Source organism: Streptomyces sp. CNS606 (assembly GCF_000426325.1).
In genome coordinates this window covers 116,933-135,502 of record NZ_AUFD01000013.1, presented here as the reverse complement: position 1 = coordinate 135,502, position 18,570 = coordinate 116,933, and the positions used below count along the sequence as shown (strand labels likewise).

The 18,570-nt window shown below is 72.1% G+C and carries 23 protein-coding genes; 17 read left to right on the top strand and 6 right to left on the bottom strand.

Annotation, left to right across the window (positions count from 1 at the left end):
• Positions 1-37: 37 nt before the first annotated feature.
• From K304_RS0111100 to K304_RS0111065, 8 genes are all read left to right on the top strand, one after another.
• A complete protein-coding gene (locus K304_RS0111100) occupies positions 38-799 on the top strand; it encodes an alpha/beta hydrolase (RefSeq protein WP_027763805.1) in 762 nt (253 codons plus the stop codon).
• A 163-nt stretch (positions 800-962) separates the two neighbouring features.
• Positions 963-1,973 (top strand): LacI family DNA-binding transcriptional regulator, encoded by a 1,011-nt coding sequence (locus tag K304_RS0111095; RefSeq protein WP_027763804.1) that lies wholly within the window; start codon positions 963-965, stop codon positions 1,971-1,973.
• Complete coding sequence (locus tag K304_RS28470; protein ID WP_037789993.1) at positions 1,973-2,926, top strand: PfkB family carbohydrate kinase; 954 nt, start codon at positions 1,973-1,975, stop codon at positions 2,924-2,926. Before K304_RS0111095 ends, K304_RS28470 begins: the two co-directional genes overlap by 1 nt.
• Positions 2,927-3,433: an RpiB/LacA/LacB family sugar-phosphate isomerase gene (locus K304_RS28465; protein WP_051308276.1), complete on the top strand. Its 507-nt coding sequence runs from the start codon at positions 2,927-2,929 to the stop codon at positions 3,431-3,433. It abuts the gene before it with no gap.
• Positions 3,433-4,884, top strand: a complete 1,452-nt coding sequence (locus K304_RS28460; protein ID WP_051308274.1) for an Nramp family divalent metal transporter — start codon at positions 3,433-3,435, stop codon at positions 4,882-4,884. Before K304_RS28465 ends, K304_RS28460 begins: the two co-directional genes overlap by 1 nt.
• Before the next feature lie 11 nt (positions 4,885-4,895).
• The gene (locus K304_RS0111075; protein ID WP_027763803.1) at positions 4,896-5,285 is read left to right on the top strand and encodes a hypothetical protein; all 390 of its coding nucleotides are present in this window, start codon (positions 4,896-4,898) and stop codon (positions 5,283-5,285) included.
• A gap of 1 nt (position 5,286) precedes the next feature.
• Entirely contained in the window at positions 5,287-6,132 is an 846-nt protein-coding gene (locus tag K304_RS0111070) for an NAD(P)-dependent oxidoreductase (protein WP_027763802.1), read from the top strand.
• A 55-nt stretch (positions 6,133-6,187) separates the two neighbouring features.
• Positions 6,188-6,409 carry a hypothetical protein gene (locus tag K304_RS0111065; RefSeq protein ID WP_027763801.1) on the top strand — a complete coding sequence of 74 codons (222 nt, stop codon included), beginning with the start codon at positions 6,188-6,190 and terminating at the stop codon, positions 6,407-6,409.
• Here the strand turns inward: K304_RS0111065 and K304_RS0111060 are convergent.
• Entirely contained in the window at positions 6,378-6,848 is a 471-nt protein-coding gene (locus tag K304_RS0111060) for a GNAT family N-acetyltransferase (RefSeq protein ID WP_027763800.1), read from the bottom strand. The genes K304_RS0111065 and K304_RS0111060 overlap by 32 nt on opposite strands.
• Before the next feature lie 140 nt (positions 6,849-6,988).
• Here K304_RS0111060 and K304_RS0111055 point away from each other — a divergent pair, with 140 nt between their 5' ends.
• Genes K304_RS0111055 through K304_RS0111045 form a run of 3 tightly spaced genes read left to right on the top strand, consistent with a single transcriptional unit; the run spans position 6,989 to position 7,952 of the window.
• Positions 6,989-7,285 carry a hypothetical protein gene (locus tag K304_RS0111055; RefSeq protein ID WP_037789990.1) on the top strand — a complete coding sequence of 99 codons (297 nt, stop codon included), beginning with the start codon at positions 6,989-6,991 and terminating at the stop codon, positions 7,283-7,285.
• The gene (locus tag K304_RS0111050) at positions 7,282-7,686 is read left to right on the top strand and encodes a hypothetical protein (RefSeq protein ID WP_486591632.1); all 405 of its coding nucleotides are present in this window, start codon (positions 7,282-7,284) and stop codon (positions 7,684-7,686) included. The genes K304_RS0111055 and K304_RS0111050 overlap by 4 nt, the downstream gene beginning before the upstream one ends.
• A 56-nt stretch (positions 7,687-7,742) precedes the next feature.
• Entirely contained in the window at positions 7,743-7,952 is a 210-nt protein-coding gene (locus K304_RS0111045) for a DUF397 domain-containing protein (protein ID WP_106965572.1), read from the top strand.
• A gap of 18 nt (positions 7,953-7,970) precedes the next feature.
• On the opposite strand, the gene K304_RS0111040 is transcribed toward K304_RS0111045, so the two are convergent.
• Both K304_RS0111040 and K304_RS0111035 read right to left on the bottom strand, forming a co-directional pair.
• The gene (locus tag K304_RS0111040; protein WP_027763796.1) at positions 7,971-8,417 is read right to left on the bottom strand and encodes a PIN domain-containing protein; all 447 of its coding nucleotides are present in this window, start codon (positions 8,415-8,417) and stop codon (positions 7,971-7,973) included.
• Positions 8,414-8,656 carry a type II toxin-antitoxin system Phd/YefM family antitoxin gene (locus K304_RS0111035; RefSeq protein ID WP_027763795.1) on the bottom strand — a complete coding sequence of 81 codons (243 nt, stop codon included), beginning with the start codon at positions 8,654-8,656 and terminating at the stop codon, positions 8,414-8,416. Before K304_RS0111035 ends, K304_RS0111040 begins: the two co-directional genes overlap by 4 nt.
• A 208-nt stretch (positions 8,657-8,864) precedes the next feature.
• Between K304_RS0111035 and K304_RS0111030 the strand changes: the two genes are divergently transcribed.
• Positions 8,865-12,242: a pyruvate carboxylase gene (locus K304_RS0111030; RefSeq protein WP_027763794.1), complete on the top strand. Its 3,378-nt coding sequence runs from the start codon at positions 8,865-8,867 to the stop codon at positions 12,240-12,242.
• A 67-nt stretch (positions 12,243-12,309) separates the two neighbouring features.
• On the opposite strand, the gene K304_RS0111025 is transcribed toward K304_RS0111030, so the two are convergent.
• Entirely contained in the window at positions 12,310-12,564 is a 255-nt protein-coding gene (locus K304_RS0111025; protein WP_027763793.1) for a hypothetical protein, read from the bottom strand.
• 118 nt (positions 12,565-12,682) lie between these two features.
• Positions 12,683-14,278: a D-alanyl-D-alanine carboxypeptidase/D-alanyl-D-alanine endopeptidase gene (gene dacB, locus K304_RS0111020; protein ID WP_027763792.1), complete on the bottom strand. Its 1,596-nt coding sequence runs from the start codon at positions 14,276-14,278 to the stop codon at positions 12,683-12,685.
• A gap of 227 nt (positions 14,279-14,505) precedes the next feature.
• On the opposite strand from dacB, the gene K304_RS28455 reads away from it, so the two are divergent.
• The 3 genes from K304_RS28455 to K304_RS0111005 all read left to right on the top strand — a co-directional run bounded on the left by K304_RS28455 (position 14,506) and on the right by K304_RS0111005 (position 16,721).
• A complete protein-coding gene (locus K304_RS28455; protein WP_051308272.1) occupies positions 14,506-15,306 on the top strand; it encodes a hypothetical protein in 801 nt (266 codons plus the stop codon).
• 121 nt (positions 15,307-15,427) lie between these two features.
• Positions 15,428-16,144, top strand: a complete 717-nt coding sequence (locus K304_RS0111010) for a hypothetical protein (protein ID WP_158687330.1) — start codon at positions 15,428-15,430, stop codon at positions 16,142-16,144.
• A gap of 172 nt (positions 16,145-16,316) precedes the next feature.
• Positions 16,317-16,721, top strand: a complete 405-nt coding sequence (locus tag K304_RS0111005) for a hypothetical protein (protein WP_158687329.1) — start codon at positions 16,317-16,319, stop codon at positions 16,719-16,721.
• A gap of 182 nt (positions 16,722-16,903) precedes the next feature.
• On the opposite strand, the gene K304_RS0111000 is transcribed toward K304_RS0111005, so the two are convergent.
• Entirely contained in the window at positions 16,904-17,299 is a 396-nt protein-coding gene (locus K304_RS0111000) for an ATP-binding protein (RefSeq protein WP_078528908.1), read from the bottom strand.
• 195 nt (positions 17,300-17,494) lie between these two features.
• On the opposite strand from K304_RS0111000, the gene K304_RS0110995 reads away from it, so the two are divergent.
• Both K304_RS0110995 and K304_RS0110990 read left to right on the top strand, forming a co-directional pair.
• Positions 17,495-18,343, top strand: a complete 849-nt coding sequence (locus K304_RS0110995; RefSeq protein WP_037790034.1) for a Scr1 family TA system antitoxin-like transcriptional regulator — start codon at positions 17,495-17,497, stop codon at positions 18,341-18,343.
• On the top strand, positions 18,340-18,558 hold the full coding sequence (locus K304_RS0110990; protein ID WP_027763787.1) for a DUF397 domain-containing protein: 219 nt from the start codon (positions 18,340-18,342) through the stop codon (positions 18,556-18,558). Before K304_RS0110995 ends, K304_RS0110990 begins: the two co-directional genes overlap by 4 nt.
• Positions 18,559-18,570 lie beyond the last annotated feature (12 nt).

Below are 18,570 nucleotides of genomic sequence, written 5' to 3'. Positions count from 1 at the left end.
ACCCGAACCACCCGCGGACACTGGTAGCTTCGCCCGCATGAGTGCGACGGCAGAGGTGCGGCAGGGCGTCGTGTACGGACCGAGCGGGAAGGCGCTGGACGTTCACCGTCCGGTCCGGACGTCCTCGCCGGTGCCGGTGGTGCTGCTGTGGCACGGACGCGGACCGGACGAGCGGGACGTCCTCGCGCCGCTCGCGGGCGCGATCGCCGCGCACGGTCTGCTCGTCGCCGTGCCGGACTGGCGTCCGGACGCCCCCGACGGCGGCTGGGCCCACCTGTCGGAGTCGGTCCGCTTCACGCGGGAGCACGCGGAGACCTACGGCGGCGACGCGAACCGGATCGTGCTGGCCGGGTGGTCGCTGGGGGCGCTCGCCGGGGCCGGCGTGACGTTGCGGCCCGAGCGGGTCGGCGGGTGGCGGCCGACCGCGTTCGTCGGCATCGCCGGCCGGTACACCGTGGGCAAGCCGGAGTTGGGCATGCCCCGCTCCGCGGTGGCGGAGGTGTCGGCGGGTGCGGCGCTCCCCGCCGGCCCCGTCGAGCTCGTGCACGGCGCCGGCGACGTGACCGTGCCGCCGGAGGAGTCGCGCCGCTTCCGGGACGTGCTCGCGGCGCACGGCCACGAGGTCGCCCTGACCGAGCCGGACGCGGACCACGCGGGCGTGCTGGGCACGGCGTACGATCCGGCGCGCGACCGCTGCGTACCCGCCCACGACGAGGCCGCGGCCCGGGGCCTGCGGGCGAGCGCGGCCGCGGTGGCACGTGCGGCAGGCGTCGCGCCGGGTCCCCGGCCGGCTCGCTGACGGCAACCTCACGAGGCGGTAACCCCGCGGACGGAAGTCTTGACGGCGATGGGCGGGGACTCTAGCTTCTCCGCATGCAAACGTTTGACCAAGATCCCCGGACTTTCTGCGCAAACGATTGTCCAACCGCCGGGTTCCCCACGCCCCTCCCGGTGCACCGCACGTGGTGACCATCCGGGACGTCGCCGCCGAAGCCGGCGTCTCCATCACCACCGTCTCCCGGGCGCTCAACGAGAGCGGCCGGGTGGGACGCGCGACCCGCGAACGGGTGCTGAACGCCGCCCGCCGGCTGGGCTACGAGCCGAACGACCTGGCCCGCAGCCTGCACGGCAAGGCGACCGGCACGATCGCGGTGCTCGTCCCCGACATCACCAACCCCTTCTTCCCCGAACTCGTCAAGGGCGTGCAGGAGGTCGCCACCGCGCACCAGAAGCTGCTGCTGCTCTGCCAGACCTCCGAGGACAGCGAGATCGCCGTGCAGGAGCTGCTGCACCTGCGGCGCAAGCGGGTGGACGGGGTGGTCCTGGTCGGCGGGCTGGCCGCGAGCGAGCAGCTGGACGCGGCCCTCGCCGGGCTGCCGGTCGTCGCCGTGGACCGGGACACGACCGTCGACGGCTCCCGGGTGGTGCGCAGCGACCACCGGCGCGGCGGACGGCTGGCGACCGAACACCTCATAGAGCTGGGCCACGAGCGGATCGCGCACGTCCGCGGCCCCGCCCACCTCTCCGTCGCCCAGGACCGGCACGACGGCTACCGGGAGGCGCTGGAGGAGGCCGGGCTGCCGTACGACGCGTCCCTGGTCGTCGAGGGCGGCTTCCTGGAGGAGGGCGGCTACGACGGGCTGCGCGCGCTGCGCCGCCGCCGGCGCCCGTTCACGGCCGTGTTCTGCGGCAACGACCTGATGGCCATCGGGGCGCTGCGCGCCCTGGAGAACGTCGGCCTCGCCGTGCCTGACGAGGTGAGCGTCGTCGGCTTCGACGACATCCACCTGGCGTCGTACCTGCGGCCCGGTCTGACGACCGTTCACCAGCCGATCCAGACCCTCGGCCGCAGGGCGGCCGCCCTGCTCATCGGGAGCGCCATGAACGACGGACAGCCGGCGAGCGAGGTGCTCGACGTGCACATCGTGCGGCGGCAGACCACCGCACGCCACCGCCGTACGGAGGTGCGCTGATGGGCTCCGTGACCGTGCTCGGCAGCCTGAACGTCGACCTCGTCACGAGCGTGCCGCGGCTGCCCGGACGCGGCGAGACCGTCGCCGGCGGGCGGCTGCACCGGCTGCCGGGCGGAAAGGGCGCCAACCAGGCGGTGGCGTGCGCCCGCGCGGGCGCGACGGTCCGGATGGTCGGCGCCGTCGGCACCGACGAGGGCGGGGACCTGCTGCTGCGGGCGCTGGCCCGGGAGGGCGTGGACACCACCGCCGTCCGGCGGCGGGCGGACGTGCCCACCGGAACGGCCACGATCCTCGTCGAGGACGGCGGCGAGAACATGATCGCCGTCACGACCGGCGCCAACGGGCACCTCGGGGACGAGGACACGGCCGCCGCCTGCGACCGGCTCGGCCCCGGCGACGTGCTGCTGCTGCAGTGCGAGGTGCCGCTCGGCGTGGTGCGCCGGGCCGGACGGCTGGCGGCGGCCCGCGGTGCGACGGTGGTGCTCAACGCGGCGCCCGCGCCGCCGCCGGACGCACTCGGCCTGCCGCTGCCGGAACTCGACGTGCTGCTGGTCAACGAGCACGAGGCCCGCCTGCTGGCCTCCGCCGGGACCGGGACCGGGGGCGAGCCGGGGGCGGACTCCGCCGAGGGGGCGGCCCGCGCACTGGCCGCTCGCAACGGCTGCCTCGTCGTCGCCACTCTCGGCGCCCGCGGCGCCCTGGCCACGCGGGGCGGCGCGCCGGAGGTCTTTCCCGCACCACGGGTGGAGGCCACCGACACCGTGGGAGCCGGGGACGCCTTCGCCGGCTACCTCGCCGCCGACCTCGCCCGGGGAGCCGACCCGCACGCGGCGATCACCACGGCGGTCCTCGCGGCCTCCCTCGCCGTCACCCGCCCGGGGGCCCAGGAGGCCACGCCCCGGCACGACGAAGTCCGCAGCATCCGCAGCACCCCCTCGCCGGAAGGATCCTGAATGCGCATCACCCTGGGCAACGACCACTGCGGTCTCGGCCTCAAGGACCACGTCAAGGAGGTACTGGACCGGATGGGCGTCGAGGTGACCGACGTCGGCACGCACACCGCGGACCCGGTCGACTTCCCCGACATCACCCGCCTGGTGTGCGACCCGGTCCGGCGCGGGGAGGCGGACCGCGGCGTGCTGCTCTGCGGGACGGGCGTCGGCGCGTGCATCGCCGCCAACAAGATCCCCGGCATCCGCGCGGCCCTGTGCCACGACACTTTCTGCGCCCACCAGAGCGTCGAGCACGACGACGTCAACGTGCTCGCCATGGGCGCCTGGATCATCGGCCCGGTCACGGCCGAGGAGGTCCTGCGCAGCTATCTGAACGCCACCTTCAGCACCGAGGAGCACTTCCGCCGGCGCGTCGCCAAGCTCCACCGCATGGAGCTGGACGGCGCCCGGGAACTGACCACCGCCACCGCAGACCCGCACCGACCCGCACCACGGAGTGATGCCTGATGACGGACCAGCAGGCGACCGCCGCCGGCGAGACCCTCACCTATCCCGAACCGCCGCCACGACTGCGTAGACGCCTCACCCTGGTGGGAGCGGTCGGCGTCCTCGGCCCCGGCGCGATCATCGCCTCCGCCAACATCGGCAGCGGCGAGATGATCTTCGCCTCGCGCGGCGGCTCCATATTCGGCTACACGCTCATCTGGGCGTTCGTCGTCGCCGCCGTCACCAAGGCCGCGCTGGCGTACTCGATGAACCGCTACATGGTCGTGGCCGGCGAACACCCGATGACCCGCTGGGCGACGGTCTTCCCCGGCCCGCGCGGCTGGTTCCCCCTCGTCTTCGGCGCCACCTCGATCGCGGTGATCCCCTCCTGGGTCAGCGGCCTGGGCCTGGGCATCGGCGACCTGATCGCCGAGACCGGCGTCGGCACCGGGGCGCTGTGGGCGTCCCTGCTGATCGTCCTGTCCGCCGTCCTGTCGTGGGTGGGCGGCTACGCGAAGCTGGAGATGGCGCAGACCGTCATCGTCGGCTTCATGCTGCTCGCCGTCGCGATCAGCGTGGTGGTGCTGCAACCGGACTGGCTGGGCGCGCTGAAAGGTTTCTTCCCGAGCGTTCCCGAATACGCCGGCTGGCTCCAGGCCGACTACCCGGAGATCGCGGAGCGTTCGGTATGGCTGGAGATCGGTGCCTACCTCGGCGCGATCGGCGGCGGCACGTACGACTACATCGGCTACACCGGCATGCTCCGTGAGAAGAAGTGGGGCCTGCTCGCCCACCGTCAGGTGCACGCCTTCAGCGAGCGCTACGAGGACGCCGGGCGCGGCGGCAGGCAACTGCCGCTGTCCGCCGACCCGGAGGAGGCGCAGAAGGCCCGGGCCTGGTCCCGTGCGCCGATGGGCGACGCGCTCCTGTCCTTCTCCGCGATCACCGTCTTCGCCATCATGTTCATGATGAACGGCGCGTCGCTGCTGTCGGAGTCCCGCAAGGTGCCCGACGGGCAGCAGACCCTCACCCACCAGGCCGGGTTCCTCACCGCCGTCCACCCCATGTTCGAGTACCTGTACTTCGTCGCCGTCTTCTTCGCCTTCTTCGGCTCGCTGTACGCCTTCTGGGAGATGTACAGCTACACCGCCTACGAAAGCCTCGGCGCAGTGTCGGAGAAGGTGCGCCTGGCCGGGCAGCGTGCCGTCCGCCCGTACCTGTACGTCTACCTGCTCGCCGCCTCGCTGCTGCTGGTGTGGACGATCGGCGAGGTCGTCGTCATCGTCACCCCGGCGTCGGTCCTCGGCGGCCTGCTGATGAGCGGCGTGTTCTGCCTGGCCCTGGTGTGGACGGAGAAGAAGGTACTGCCCAAGCAGTACCGGCTCGGCACCGCGGCACGCTGGTGGGTGATCCTCTCGGGTCTCTTCCTGGCCTTCCTCGGCTGCGTCTCGACCTGGCAGCTCTTCGCGTAGGGAGAACGACGATGACGATCCGTCCCGGAAGTGCCGTCGCGGCCGCGTGCCTGGTGCTGCTGTCCGTCCTGCGCTTCAGCGAGCAGGCGTACGGCCTCGCGGCGCTCTTCGCCCTCCTCGCCCTGATCGCCCTGGCGTTCGGTGCCCGCGCGCCCCGCACCACGCCGCCTGCCTCGGCCGCGCCCCCGCCCACCGAGGCCGTGCGCGCGGCGGCGGCCGTGCACGACCGCAACCACCGCACCTGGCGCACCATCGCCGTCTTCGGCCTGGCGGTGAGCGTGGTCGGGGCGTTCACCTTCCCGCCCATGGCGCTGGTGGTGGCCGCACTGGCGGGGTACTCCGTCCTCCGGATGCGCCGGTCGCGGCGCTCCGCCCACCTCCTGGAAGGAACGATCAGCTGACATGAACGTCGGATTCGTCGGCCTCGGCAATCTGGGCCTGCCCCTCGTACGCACCCTGCTGCGCGGCGACTGGCCGGTGACGGTCTTCGACCCCGCCGCGGAGCGCGTCGCGGAGTGCGTCCGGGCCGGGGCCGCCGAAGCCGGCTCCCCCACCGGACTCGCCGACCGCGACCTGCTCGTGCTGGCCGTCCCCGACGACGCGGCGGTGAACGGTGTGCTGAGCGGGCGCGACGGCGTGCTGGCCCGCATGGCGCCCGGCTCCGTCGTCGTCCTGCACAGCACGGTGCTGCCGCGCACGGCCGTCACCCTCGCCGAGGAGGGCGCCCGGCACGGCGTCGGCGTGCTGGACGCGCCGGTGAGCGGCGGCCCCGAACGCGCCGGCACCGGCGACCTCACCGTCATGGTGGGCGGTGAGGAGGATCACGTCGCCCGGGCCCGGCCCCTGCTGGAGGCGGTCGGCTCGCACGTGCTGCACGTCGGGCCGTCCGGCGCCGGCTCGGCCGCCAAGCTCGCCAACCAGCTGATGATGTTCAGCGCCCTGGCCGGCGCGCACGAGGCCCTCGCCCTGGCCGCCGCCTGCGGAGTGCCGGAGGACGACGTGCTGGAGATCGCCAGCACCGGCCTCGGCGACTCCTGGGTGGCCCGCAACTGGGGCTTCTTCGACCGGATGGCCGCCGACTACGACCGCGTGGGCACGCCGGTGAGCGAACGTTCGTGGAGCAAGGACCTGTGGGACGTGGTCGCCGCCGCCCGGGACACCGGTCTGCGGCTTCCGGTGGCCGGCCTGCTCTCCCAGCACCTCTCCGACGTGGTCGAGGACCACGCCCGCCGGGAGGCGTCGTCCTAGCTCCCTGACACGCCCCTTCCCATGAGGCGGGGTGGAGGGCGCATACTGAGGGCCCATGACGAAGCCCACCGCGCCCCGGCGCCACCTCCCCACCAGTCCGTTCGCCCCCGCCGTCGTGGCGGCCGTCGAGGAGTACGCGGCCGGAGACCGCGTCTCGCACGACCGCTACGGCCTCGGCCGCGTCCTCAGCGTCGGCCACGACGACGCCCTGATCGTCGACTTCGGGTCGCATCAGGCCCGGATCGTCACCCCGTACAAGGGGATGGACAAGCTCTGACGGCGTCGAGCCTCCACTCGAAGCACCAGGAACCGTCCACCCCGGCGTACGCCCCGAAGTTCGGGATGCGCCGATAGCCGGAGCGCTCGTAGAACCGGACGGCGGCAGGCTGTCCGTCGCCGGTCTCCAGCCGCAGCGCGGACCAGCCCTGCCCCCGCGCCCCTTCCTCGAGCGCGGCGAGCACGCCGTCAGCCACGCCCGTTCCGCGCGCCTCCGGGACGACGTACCTGCGCTTCACCTCGCCGATCCCGTCGTCGAGGGCGCGCAGACCGCCGCAGCCGACCGGCCGCGCGTCGTCGTCCCACGCCACGAAGAACGCGGCGACGTCCGCCGCGGTCGGCGGCGTCCCGGGCTCGCTGTCCGGCCTGCCGTGGAGCGCCGCGCTCTCCGCCCGCTGTCCGGCCCGGAGCGCCCCCGCGTCCGGGTGCGCCCATGCCACCTGCCCGATCCTCTGCCCCCGCCTGTGCCCGGCGGTCGTTTCACCGGCGTGAACATCGCGTTCCGGCGGTTCACCCGTTCGCAGGAAATCCGCTGGTCGCAGGCATCCCGGGGGGCCTCTCATCCGGTATGGTCGACGGTATGGCAACCAAGAAGTACACCGTGACCCTCCCCGAGGAACTCGCCGAGGCCATCCGCGCCGAGGTCGGCACCGGCGGCTTCAGCCGCTACGTCACGCAGGCCATAGAGCGCCAGCACGAACGCGACCGGCTGAACGAGGCCGTGGACTGGTGGGAGTCCGAGTACGGCGAGGTCACCGAGGCGGAGATGCGCGAAGCCGAGGCCGAGCGTCGGGAGATCGAGCGCATGCACGCCGAGCGCGCCCGGGCCCGGCATGCCGACGACCACGCTCCCGTCGCACACGAGAAGGCGGCGTGACGGTGCGCGGAGAGGTGACGTACCTGCTCGACTGCGAAGGTCTCTCCCAGTGGGTTTCCGGCGACCGCCGCATGGGCCTGCGACTCAAGGACGCCGCCAAGGCGGACATTCGCGTACTGACCACGTCCATGACGCTGATCGAGGCGTACGACATGAAGACCTACCGTCCCGCCTGGCACTGGGCGCTCTCCCGCCTCCACGTCGAACCGGTCACCGAGGCCGTCGCCGAGGAAGCGGTCGCACTCCTCCGCGACGCAGGACTGCACGGCCACACGTACGCCATCGACGCCGCGCTGGCCGCCGTCGCCCTCCGCCAGCCCGGCCCCGTCACGGTCTTCACCTCCGACGAGGACGACATGCGCAAGCTCTGCGGCGAACGCGCCGTCGTCGTGAAGCTCTGACCGTGTACGCGCTGCGCGTACGAACCCGCCTCATCGGGCATCTGGCAGGAGAGGCATTGAGCAGCATCACCGTGGGGCCGAGCCACTTGCGCCGGGTGAAGAGCAGCCACAGCGGTTCGGACGGCGGCGACCGTGTCGAGGTCGCCGCCACGCCCGGCGCGGTCCACGTGCGCGACTCCAAGGACCATCACGGCCCCCGGCTCCGCTTCCCCGCCCACGGCTGGTCCGCCTTCCTCTCCTACGCGGGGCGGCACACGGCCGCCTGAGCCGGCCCTCGCCGCCGCTCACAGGTCCTCGGGCAGCAGGCGGAAGGAGCTGTGGCCGGTCAGCGGCCGCATCATCCGGAAGTGGCGGTCCGTCGTGAACACGGCGTCCGTACGGTAGGCGGCGGCCAGGGCCACGTTCATCGCGTCGGCGAGCCCGACGCCGCGGCCCTGGCCGGCGTCCCGGTAGCCCTGCATGACGGCGACGGCGGTTCCGACGTGCGGTGCCACGTCGGCGATCTCGAAGCGCTTCAACGCCGCGTAGCGTTCCACGAAGCGGAGTGCCGCCACGGCCTTGTCCGCCCCTGACCGCTGGGAGATCAGGTAGTCGAGCTCCCCCAGGACGAGAGGGGAGATGACGAGGTGGCCGATGGCGCCCAGCGCCTTGCGGTGGGCCTCATGGCCGCTCAGCTTCGGGTCGAGCATCCGGTACAGCGCGTTGGTGTCCGCGATGGCGAGTTCGGTCACGAACCCATCCCTCGGAGCGTGTCGTCGATCTCGTCGTCGGTGAGGTCCGGCAGGTCCAGGTCGGGAAGCTCGATGTCTCCCATCGGACCGACGGGATGAGGCGGGACGTCCTCGGTGACGTAGGGGCGGACGGTCGCCACCGGGCGCCCGTTCTTCGTCACGGTGATCGTCTCGCCCGCTTCGGCAGCGGCCAGTATGCGGGAGGAGTGCTGGTTGAACTCGCGCGCCGTGGCTTCCATGTACTACACGGTAGTACATGGAAAGGTGCCACGTGCTCCCCCGAGGACGCCGACCCCTGCCGCGGCACCACCAGGAGCGGATGCCCAGCAGGCCGGACCGTATGCGCGGGTCACGGCGTGATGAATGGCACCGAGTGCCACCTGTTCCGGGGAAGGGTGTCACCCTCTACGATCTCGGCATCCGGTCCGGAAGAGAGCAGGGAGCCGTATGTTGCGCAAGGTGCTCGTGGCCAACCGGGGCGAGATCGCCATCAGGGCGTTCCGCGCCGCCTATGAGCTGGGTGTCTCGACCGTCGCCGTCTATCCGTACGAAGACCGCAACTCCCTGCACCGTGCCAAGGCGGACGAGGCGTACCAGATCGGCGAGCCCGGGCACCCCGTTCGGGCGTACCTGTCGGTGGACGAGGTGGTGAAGGCGGCCCGGAAGGCCGGGGCCGACGCCGTCTACCCCGGTTACGGCTTCCAGTCGGAGAACCCGGAGCTGGCGCAGGCCTGCGAGGACGCGGGCATCAAGTTCGTCGGCCCGCCCGCCCACGTGCTCCAGCTGACCGGGAACAAGGCGCGCGCCGTGGCGGCGGCCCGCGAGGCGGGCGTGAGCGTGCTGCGATCGTCCGAGCCGTCCGCCGACGTGGACGCCCTCGTCGGGGCGGCCGACGACATCGGCTTCCCCGTCTTCGTGAAGGCCGTCGCCGGTGGCGGCGGGCGCGGCATGCGCCGCGTGGAGCAGCCGGAAAAGCTGCGCGAGTCCGTCGAGGCGGCGATGCGCGAGGCCGAGTCCGCCTTCGGCGACCCGACGGTCTTCCTCGAAGAGGCCGTGGTCAAGCCGCGCCACATCGAGGTGCAGATCCTCGCCGACGCCTCCGGCGACGTCGTCCATCTGTACGAGCGCGACTGCTCCGTGCAGCGCCGCCACCAGAAGGTCGTCGAGATCGCCCCCGCGCAGAACCTCGACCCCGAGGTGCGGCAGCGGATCTGCGGCGACGCCGTGGCGTTCGCCCGGCACATCGGCTACGTCAACGCCGGCACCGTCGAGTTCCTGCTGGACGAGCGCGGGCGGCACGTCTTCATCGAGATGAACCCGCGCATCCAGGTCGAGCACACCGTGACCGAGCAGGTCACCGGACGCGACCTGGTCATCGCCCAGCTGCGCGTCGCGGCCGGCGCCACGCTGAGCGAGCTGGGCTACACGCAGGACGCCATCCGCACGACCGGCGCCGCCCTGCAGTGCCGCATCACCACCGAGGACCCGGCGAACGGCTTCCGCCCCGACACCGGCTTCATCAGCGCCTACCGCTCCCCCGGCGGCCCGGGGGTGCGGCTGGACGGCGGCACCACCCACACCGGCGCCGAGACCAGCGCGCACTTCGACTCCATGCTGGTGAAGCTCACCTGCAACGGAGAGAGCTGGGAGACCGCCGTACGCCGTGCTCGGCGCGCCATCGCCGAGTTCCGCATCCGGGGCGTGGCCACGAACCTCCCGTTCCTCGCATCCGTGCTGGACCACCCCGACTTCTCCGAGAGCCGGGTCACCACCTCCTTCATCGACGAGCACCCGGAGCTGCTGGAGGCCCGCAAGCCCGCCGACCGCGGCACCCGGCTGCTGCACTACCTGGCCGACGTGACCGTGAACCGCCCGCACGGCCCCCGTCCGCAGGTCGCCGACCCGGCGCTCAAGCTGCCCGCCGTCGACCTGAACGCGCCCGCCCCGGACGGCTCCCGGCAGCTGCTGCGCGAGCTGGGCCCGGAGCGGTTCGCGGAGCGGCTGCGGCAGCAGAAGGCGGTGGCGGTCACCGACACCACCTTCCGCGACGCGCACCAGTCGCTGCTGGCCACCCGGGTGCGCACCCGCGACCTGCTGGCCGTCGCCCCGCACGTCGCGCGCATCGCGCCGCAGCTCCTCAGCCTGGAGTGCTGGGGCGGGGCGACGTACGACGTGGCGCTGCGCTTCCTCGCCGAGGACCCGTGGGAACGGCTCGCGGCGCTGCGCGAGGCCGCGCCCAACCTCTGCACCCAGATGCTGCTGCGCGGCCGCAACACCGTCGGCTACACGCCGTACCCCACGGAGGTCACCAGCGCCTTCGTCGCGGAGGCCGCGGCCACCGGCATGGACGTCTTCCGCATCTTCGACGCGCTCAACGACGTGTCGCAGATGCGCCCGGCGATCGACGCCGTGCGCGAGACCGGCACCTCGGTCGCGGAGGTCGCGCTCTGCTACACGGGGGATCTCTCCGACCCGTCCGAGCAGCTCTACACCCTCGACTACTACCTGCGGCTCGCCGAGGAGATCGTCGAGGCCGGGGCGCACGTGCTGGCCATCAAGGACATGGCCGGGCTGCTGCGCCCGCCGGCCGCGCGGAAGCTCGTCACCGCGCTGCGCGAACGGTTCGACCTGCCGGTGCACCTGCACACCCACGACACGGCGGGCGGCCAGCTCGCCACCCTCATCACCGCCATCGACGCGGGCGTGGACGCGGTGGACGCCGCGGTGGCCTCGATGGCCGGCACGACCAGCCAGCCGTCGCTGTCGGCGCTGGTCGCGGCGACCGACCACACCGAACGGGCCACCGGACTGGACCTGGCCGCCGTCGGCGACCTGGAGCCGTACTGGGAGGCCGTCCGCAAGATCTACGCCCCCTTCGAGGCCGCACTGCCCTCCCCCACCGGGCGCGTGTACCAGCACGAGATCCCCGGCGGGCAGCTCTCCAACCTGCGCCAGCAGGCCATCGCGCTCGGGCTGGGCGACCGTTTCGAGCTGATCGAGGACTGCTACGCCGCCGCCGACCGGATGCTGGGCCGGCTGGTCAAGGTCACCCCGTCCTCCAAGGTCGTCGGCGACCTGGCGCTGCACCTGGTCGGCGCGGGCGTCGAACCGAAGGACTTCGAGTCCGCCCCGGGGAAGTTCGACGTGCCGGACTCGGTGATCGGCTTCCTGCGCGGCGAGCTGGGCGACCCGCCCGGCGGCTGGCCCGAGCCGTTCCGCACGCGTGCTCTTCAGGGCCGCAAGCCGGGCGCCGAGTCCGTGCCGCTGTCCGGGGAGGACCGCGACGGGCTGCGCGACGACCGACCCGGCACGCTCAACCGGCTGCTCTTCCCCGGCCCGGACAAGGAGTTCCGCGAGCACCGCAGCTCCTACGGCGACACCTCGGTCCTCACCAGCAAGGACTTCTTCTTCGGCCTCGAACCGGACATCGAGCACACCGCCGAACTGGAGCCCGGCGTCACCCTGCTGATCCAGCTGGAGGCCATCTCCGAGCCGGACGAGACCGGTCACCGCACCGTCCTGACCACGCTCAACGGTCAGCTCCGCCCGGTGTCGGTCCGCGACCGGTCGGTGACCACGGACGTGAAGGTCGCGGAGAAGGCGGACACCTCCAACGACCGCCACATCGCCGCCCCGTTCGCGGGCGCGGTCACCCTCCAGGTCGGCGAGGGCGACGAGGTGACGGAGGGCGACACCGTCGCCACCATCGAGGCGATGAAGATGGAGGCCTCCATCACCGCCCAGCGCTCCGGCACCGTCTCCCGCCTCGCCATCGGCAAGGTCCAGCAGGTCGAGGGCGGCGACCTGCTGATCGAGCTGAACTGACCCGCACGGCCGGGGCACGGCGGACCACCCGCCGCGCCCCGGCCGTCCACGCGACGGCGAGACCTCGTCAGCGCGTGCAGTCGCGGCCGGGTTCGCACTGCCAGCCGGAGAAGCCGCCCTCCTGCGGATGCTCCAGGGCGTGGTCGAACTGGATGAGGCCCCAGGCCACCCAGGCGAGGAAGACGACGCAGAGGGCGAGTCCGGCCCACAGGGCGTACTGCTTGCCCCGGCTGCTGGGACGCGGTGTTTCGCGGTCCGCCGGCTCGTCCCCACCCCGCCTCTCGGTGGCGTCGGTCGCCGGCAGTTCGCCCAGCTCGCTCATGGTTCCTCCCCCTTGGCCGTCGGCTCCGTGCCGAACCTACCGGCCGACGGGCCACGACGAACCGGCCGGCCGCCGTATCCCGACGGCGGCCGGCCCGTTGGTGTGCGGGAGGGAGCGGTCAGCAGTGGCGGGGCTTGAGCCAGGAGCACTCCACGTGGGCCGGGGGTTCGCCGTTCCGCGCGGTGGGCGGTGTGATGCGGCGGGTGCCGTCCTCTCCATGCGAGGCGAGGGTGACCGCGATGGCGTCCTCGATGCCCTTCACCGAGGAGGCCAGGTAGTTGTTGAGCAGGATGCTGAAGACCAGCTCGCGGCCGTCGGCGTCGGTGACGTACCCGGAGAGGCCCGAAGCGCCGGTCAGCGAACCGGTCTTGGCGTGGACGTTGCCCGCGGCCGGGGTGTCGCACATGCGGGAGCGCAGCGTGCCGCCGACCATGCGGTCGGACTCGCAGGCGACGGGCAGCGAGGCGTACCACGCGTCGAACCAGGGCGCGTCGCGCACGGAGACCAGGAGCTGGGCGAACTCCGCGCTGGGAATGTTGTTCATGCGGGACAGCCCGGAGCCGTCGACCTGGCGGAGGGTGGAGGTGTCGACGCCCTCCTTGGCGAGGTAGTCCTCGATCGCGGAGAGGCCGGCGTCCCAGGTGCCCTCCCCCGCGACCTCGTGGCCGACGGCCTTGGTGAGCACCTCGGCGTGGTTGTTGTTGGACAGCTTCATGAAGGGGACCAGCAGGTCCTCCAGCTTCATGGAGTCGTGCGCGGCGAGGACGTCGGCGTCGTCGGGCGCGGCGCGGCCGAGGCGGGTGTCGCCGTGGACGCGGACGCCGTGGTCGGCGAGGGCGTCGGCGAAGACGGCCGCGGCGAGGCCGGTGGGCTCCCACACTGCCGTCCAGGAGCGGGTCGGGTTCGCCCCGACGGGGATGTCGCCGTCGATGACGAGCGTGTTGTTGCCGTGCTCGCGGTCGATGGAGAGGGTGTCGGTCTCGCCCTCGGCGACGGTGGTGCCGCGCACGTCGACCGTCACGTAGTCGTTGGGCGGGGTGACCGTGACCTTGGGTTCGTCGCCGGGTTCGTCGCCCGGTGCGGCCTCGACGTAGACGGTGCCGGCGTCGTAGTCGGTGTCGGGGGCGACGGTCAGCGGTGAGATCTGCGAGGAGTAGTACGCGGACTCGTCGTCGGCGGCCCAGGAACGGCCGAGACGCCGGTCGTCGAACCGGGTGTCGTCGGCGACCAGGTCGCCGAACACGTGCTTGATGCCGGAGTCGGCGACCTCCTCGGCGAGCTTGTCGTAGTCCTTCGCCAGGATCGTCGGATCGCCCGTACCGCGCAGGTAGAGGTCGCCGCGCAGCACGCGCCCGCGCTGCCGCCCGTCGGCGAGGACGTCGGTGCGGAAGCGGTGATCGGTCCCCAGCAGCGCGGTGGCGGCCACGGAGGTGGCCAGCTTCGTGTTGGAGGCGGGCATCAGCCGGTCGCCGGACTCGTGTGCGTACAGCACGTCGCCGCTCTCGGCGTCCTGCACGACCACGCTCGCCGCGCCACCGTCGAGGCGTTCGTCGGCGAGGATGCGGTCGATCGCGCCCGCAAGCGCGGTGCCCTGCGGCGTGTCGGTGTCGGCGCCCGCGGGCGGTCCTCCGCTCAGCGTCAGCGCCAGCCCGGCGGCGACCACCCACACTCCGGCACGTGTACGGGACTTCAGCTCGGAACCTGGTCTCGTCATAGCTCGCCAGCATCCCGGACGTCGGCGCCGCGCGACAGATGCGGGACGCACCCGGGTTACACCCGAGGCGGCCGGAGAGTGGGGGTCTCCTTCGATCCCGCCGCACGGGCGGGATCGCGCGGCCGGAGTCGGCTGTACCGTCCCGTCGCGCCTGGCGCCCCGGCTGCGCCCGGAACGCCGCCACGGCACGGAAGGCACTTCCCCTCAGCCATCCCTCAAGGAGAGACGTGAAACGTCATCTGCTGCGCGGCCTGCTCGCGTCCCTGCTCGTCCTCTTCACCGCGATGATGTCCGGTCCCGCGCAGGCCCAGGCGGCCGGAGACGGAGACGGCGACGGCCTCGACGACGCCCTGGAGGACACCCTCGCCGCCCGGCACTTCCCCTGGGTCTGGTTCGACAGCGGCGAGGACTCGGGCTGCACCGACCCGGCGACGAGCAGCAACCCGGGCACCGCGCTCGCCCGGGTCAGACCCCACCCCGCAGACCCGGGCAAGATCGCCATCATGTACACGATCCTGTACCGGCAGGACTGCGGCGACTGGTTCGGCGGCGGGCACTCCGGCGACGTCGAGCCGTTCGCCCTGACGCTCGCTCCCCGGGCCGACTGCCCGAACGGCTACGGCGCCTTCGCGCTGAAGACGACCGCCCACCAGGGCACCGCCTTCGAGCACACCGACGAACGCCTGCTGGGCAACGACTGCTCCTGGGGCCGGGACGCCGGCGGCTCCCCCTACGTCGCCCGGATCTACTCGGCCGAGAACAAGCACGGCAACTACGCCTCGCTCGGCTCGTGCGAGGACGGGGCGCTGGGCAACGACCACTGCTCGGAGAGCTTCACCCGGCAGTACGCGGTCCACAACGTGGGCGAGGACGGGGCCCGGCGCATCGACGAACTGTCCGGCCACCAGTTCCCCGGCGAGTACGCCTGGTCCCCGGTGCCGTTCAGCGGCAGCCTCGACCGGGGCAGTGACGCGGGCATGATCCGCACCAAGCTCCTCAGCGACGGCCTCCTGGCCCGGGGCTTCTGACCCGCCCGCTTCCCGTGAGGGTCCCGTCCCCCGACGGGACCCTCACGTCCGTCGTCCCGACGAAGCCTGCGGTCCTGGCCCCTGGACGCGAAGCGCGTGCCGAGCCTGCCGACTTGTGGCAATGACCAGCGGCGCCCTCCCGTGGAAGCCTGATCACGTCGGCGCCGGGGTGCGGGAACCCTCTTCTCCCCGGCCGGTCGGAACCACAGGGGGTGAGACGGTGAGGCGGGGCTTCCAGGTCGAGGCGGGCCTGTCACTGGGGCTTGGCGTGTTCGCCCTGCTGTCGTCGGCCCTCACCCTCCTCCCCGGAGAACCGCTGCTTCTCGGCGGGCCGGTGTCGGCGGTGCTGGTCCTGCCGCTGTTCCTTCTCGGGTTCCTCGCGATGGTGCGCTGGTGGGGGCTCTCGTCCACGGGAGTGCGTGGAGAAGGTGGGCTGAAGCGGCAGGCGTTCCGATGCCTTCCGGTCGCGGTGCAGGTCGGCCTCGCCGGGTGCTTCCTGACGGGCCTCGCCCTCCTGGCCGGCGGAATGCTGACCGGGAGCGGGCTTCACCCATCGGGGAGCGAGGACGGAAGGTACTACGCGCTCCGGTCCGACCACACCGGTCGCGAGCGGTTCGAGGTGTCCGAGGAGCAGTATGACGAACTCCGCAAGCAGAACGGGCGGGCGATACACGCCGCCATGGGCCTGTTCGGCATCGGAGCCGGCACCATGGCGCTGATCGTGGGACAGCTTCACCCGTCGAAGGACCGCCGAGCGCCCTCTTCCCGCTCCGGTGGAGTCCCGTCCGAGTCCGGCCCACGCACCTCTCGGAGGAGGCGCCGGAATGCCGGGACTTGAGAAGAGCGCCGACGGCGCCCGGACGTTTCTCACAGGCCGGCAGAGGCCACGAGCAAGCGTCATCCGTAGGCCGTTTTTCACCTGGTTCTGCCTGGCATGCGGCATCGTGGCGTACGGGTTCGTTCTCTGGATTCCTCTGTCACGTCCCCAGGAGCAGATTGCGGCACCGCTGATGCTTGCCTGGGCACCTCTGCTCTTCTGGCTCCTCGGCTGGAACTCGGCGATCCGCTACACGACGACCCACGTGTCGGTCACGAACGTGCTGGTGATCACCACCGTCGCGTGGCGCGACGTTGCCGAGGTGACATGCGACGAGGGGCTGGGCATTCGCGTGCGGGACGGGAGCGAGTTGAGTTCGATCGCCTTCGGCGGCTCGTTGACCGGCGCCTTCACCGGATACCCGACCTACCGCAAGGCGTACCTGCGGCTCCGGGACGCCCACCTGGAGGTCGTCAGGACGGGTATCGGGGAGAGCTCCGGACCCCAGCGCCGGTTCACCCTGGAGTGGCGTCGGCCTCTCGCCGCGGTCGCGGCCGTCTACGGCACTGTCCTGCTCGCCATCGCCGCGAGCCGGTGAACCGGGGCATGGCGCGGCCACGTCGGCGCCGGCCACGACGGTTTTCCGCCCGGCTGCGGCCATCTCCGTGTGTGGGGAAGGCAACGGCATTACCTTCCCCACACCCGGAAACGCCGTTCCTGCGCGTCTACGCCTCCCGCCGGGCCCGGGTGGAGACATGGCGCGCTTTCGCATGGGCCTCGCTATGGCGAGCGGAGATCCAGCTCGGCCCACACCGTCTTGCAAGGCGCTGGCCGGAGTTCGACGCCCCAGCGGTCGGCGAGGGCGCGGACGATGACGAGTCCGCGGCCGGTCTCCGCCAAAGCGTCAGCCCTGCGAGCCGGGCCGGGCGGCAGCCGGTCGAACCGCGCGTCGACCACCTCGACGCGAAGCCGTTCCGCGTCGTCGAGGGCCAGTCGCAACCGGAAGTCCCGTCCCGGCACGCGCCCGTGCTGGACGGCGTTCACGGCCAGCTCGGCCACGACGTGCGCGACGGCACCGGAGGCGGCGGAGTCGTAGCCCCAGCCCCACTCGGCGAGTTGCTGAACGGAGAGCCGACGTGCGAGCCGTGCGCCACGGCGGGTGGCGGACAACTGCACGGAGAACTGACGACCCGTTACGGGGGAACTTTGACGATTCACGTCACCCAGCGTGTCCGTCCACCTCTACGGTGAACAGTGATTCCGCCCGTACGCACGGTCACCGTCCGGCTGCCGTCCGGTTGTGTCCGGGCTGCACAGCGTGACGGCGTGCGGGCAGCGGTGGTTGAGCACAGCCGGGACATGGAGGTGGGCATGGAGGACGGGACCGAACACCCGCCCGGAGGCGCGGCGTGGGACGAGGACGACACGGCGGCCGTCGTCCGGACGGTCGGCAAGCTGGTGAAACTCTGCCGCGAGCGATCCGGGATGACGCAGGCGGACCTCGGTGCGGCAATCGGCTACAGCCTGGAGCAGGTCTCCTCCGTCGAACGCGGCCGACGGGTGCCGAAGCCGGAGTTCCTGAGCAAGGCGGACGAGGTGCTGCACGCGGACGGCTTGCTGACCGCGCTGCAGAAGGACGTGGCCGAGGCCCGGTACCCGAAGAAGGTGCGCGACCTGGCGAAGCTGGAGGCCGACGCGGTCGAACTCAACCTCTACGCGAATCACAACATGCACGGCCTGTTGCAGACCGAGGAGTACGCGCGTGCTCTGTACGAGATGCGTTGGCCTGCGTTCTCCGAGGAAGAGGTCGACCGGCATGTGGCGGCTCGCATGGCGCGTCAGGAGATCATCCATCAGGCCCGACCGCCCATGCTGACCTTCGTGCTGGAGGAGGTGACGCTGCGGCGCCCGATCGGCGGGAGGGACTGCCTGCGGCGTCAGTTGGCGCACTTGCTGACGATCGGCGGCCTTCGGCATGTCAACCTGCAGGTGATGCCGACCGACCGGGACGACCACGCCGGGCTCGGCGGCCCTATGGAACTGATCAAGCTGCAGGATGGCGGATCTGTCGGCCACACAGAAACCCAGCTCACCAACCGGATCATCTCGAGGCCGAAAGAGCTCCAGATCCTGGAGATGCGATATGGGATCATCCGATCACAGGCGCTCACGCCGCGTGAGTCCCTGGCCTACGTCGACAAAGTGCGGGGAGAGACATGACGCTCAAGACCAGCATCGGAGAGAGGTCGTTGCTGCTGTGGACGAAGAGCAGTTACAGCAGCAACGACGGACCCGAGTGCATCGAGGTCGCTGCCGCGACCGACGCCGTGCACGTGCGGGACTCCAAGGACGTCGCGCGTCCCGGCTTCACCGTCCCTCCCGCCGGCTGGACGGCGTTCACGGTCTACGCGGCGCGCCAGGAAGCCCGTTCTTGAAGACAGGGCCCC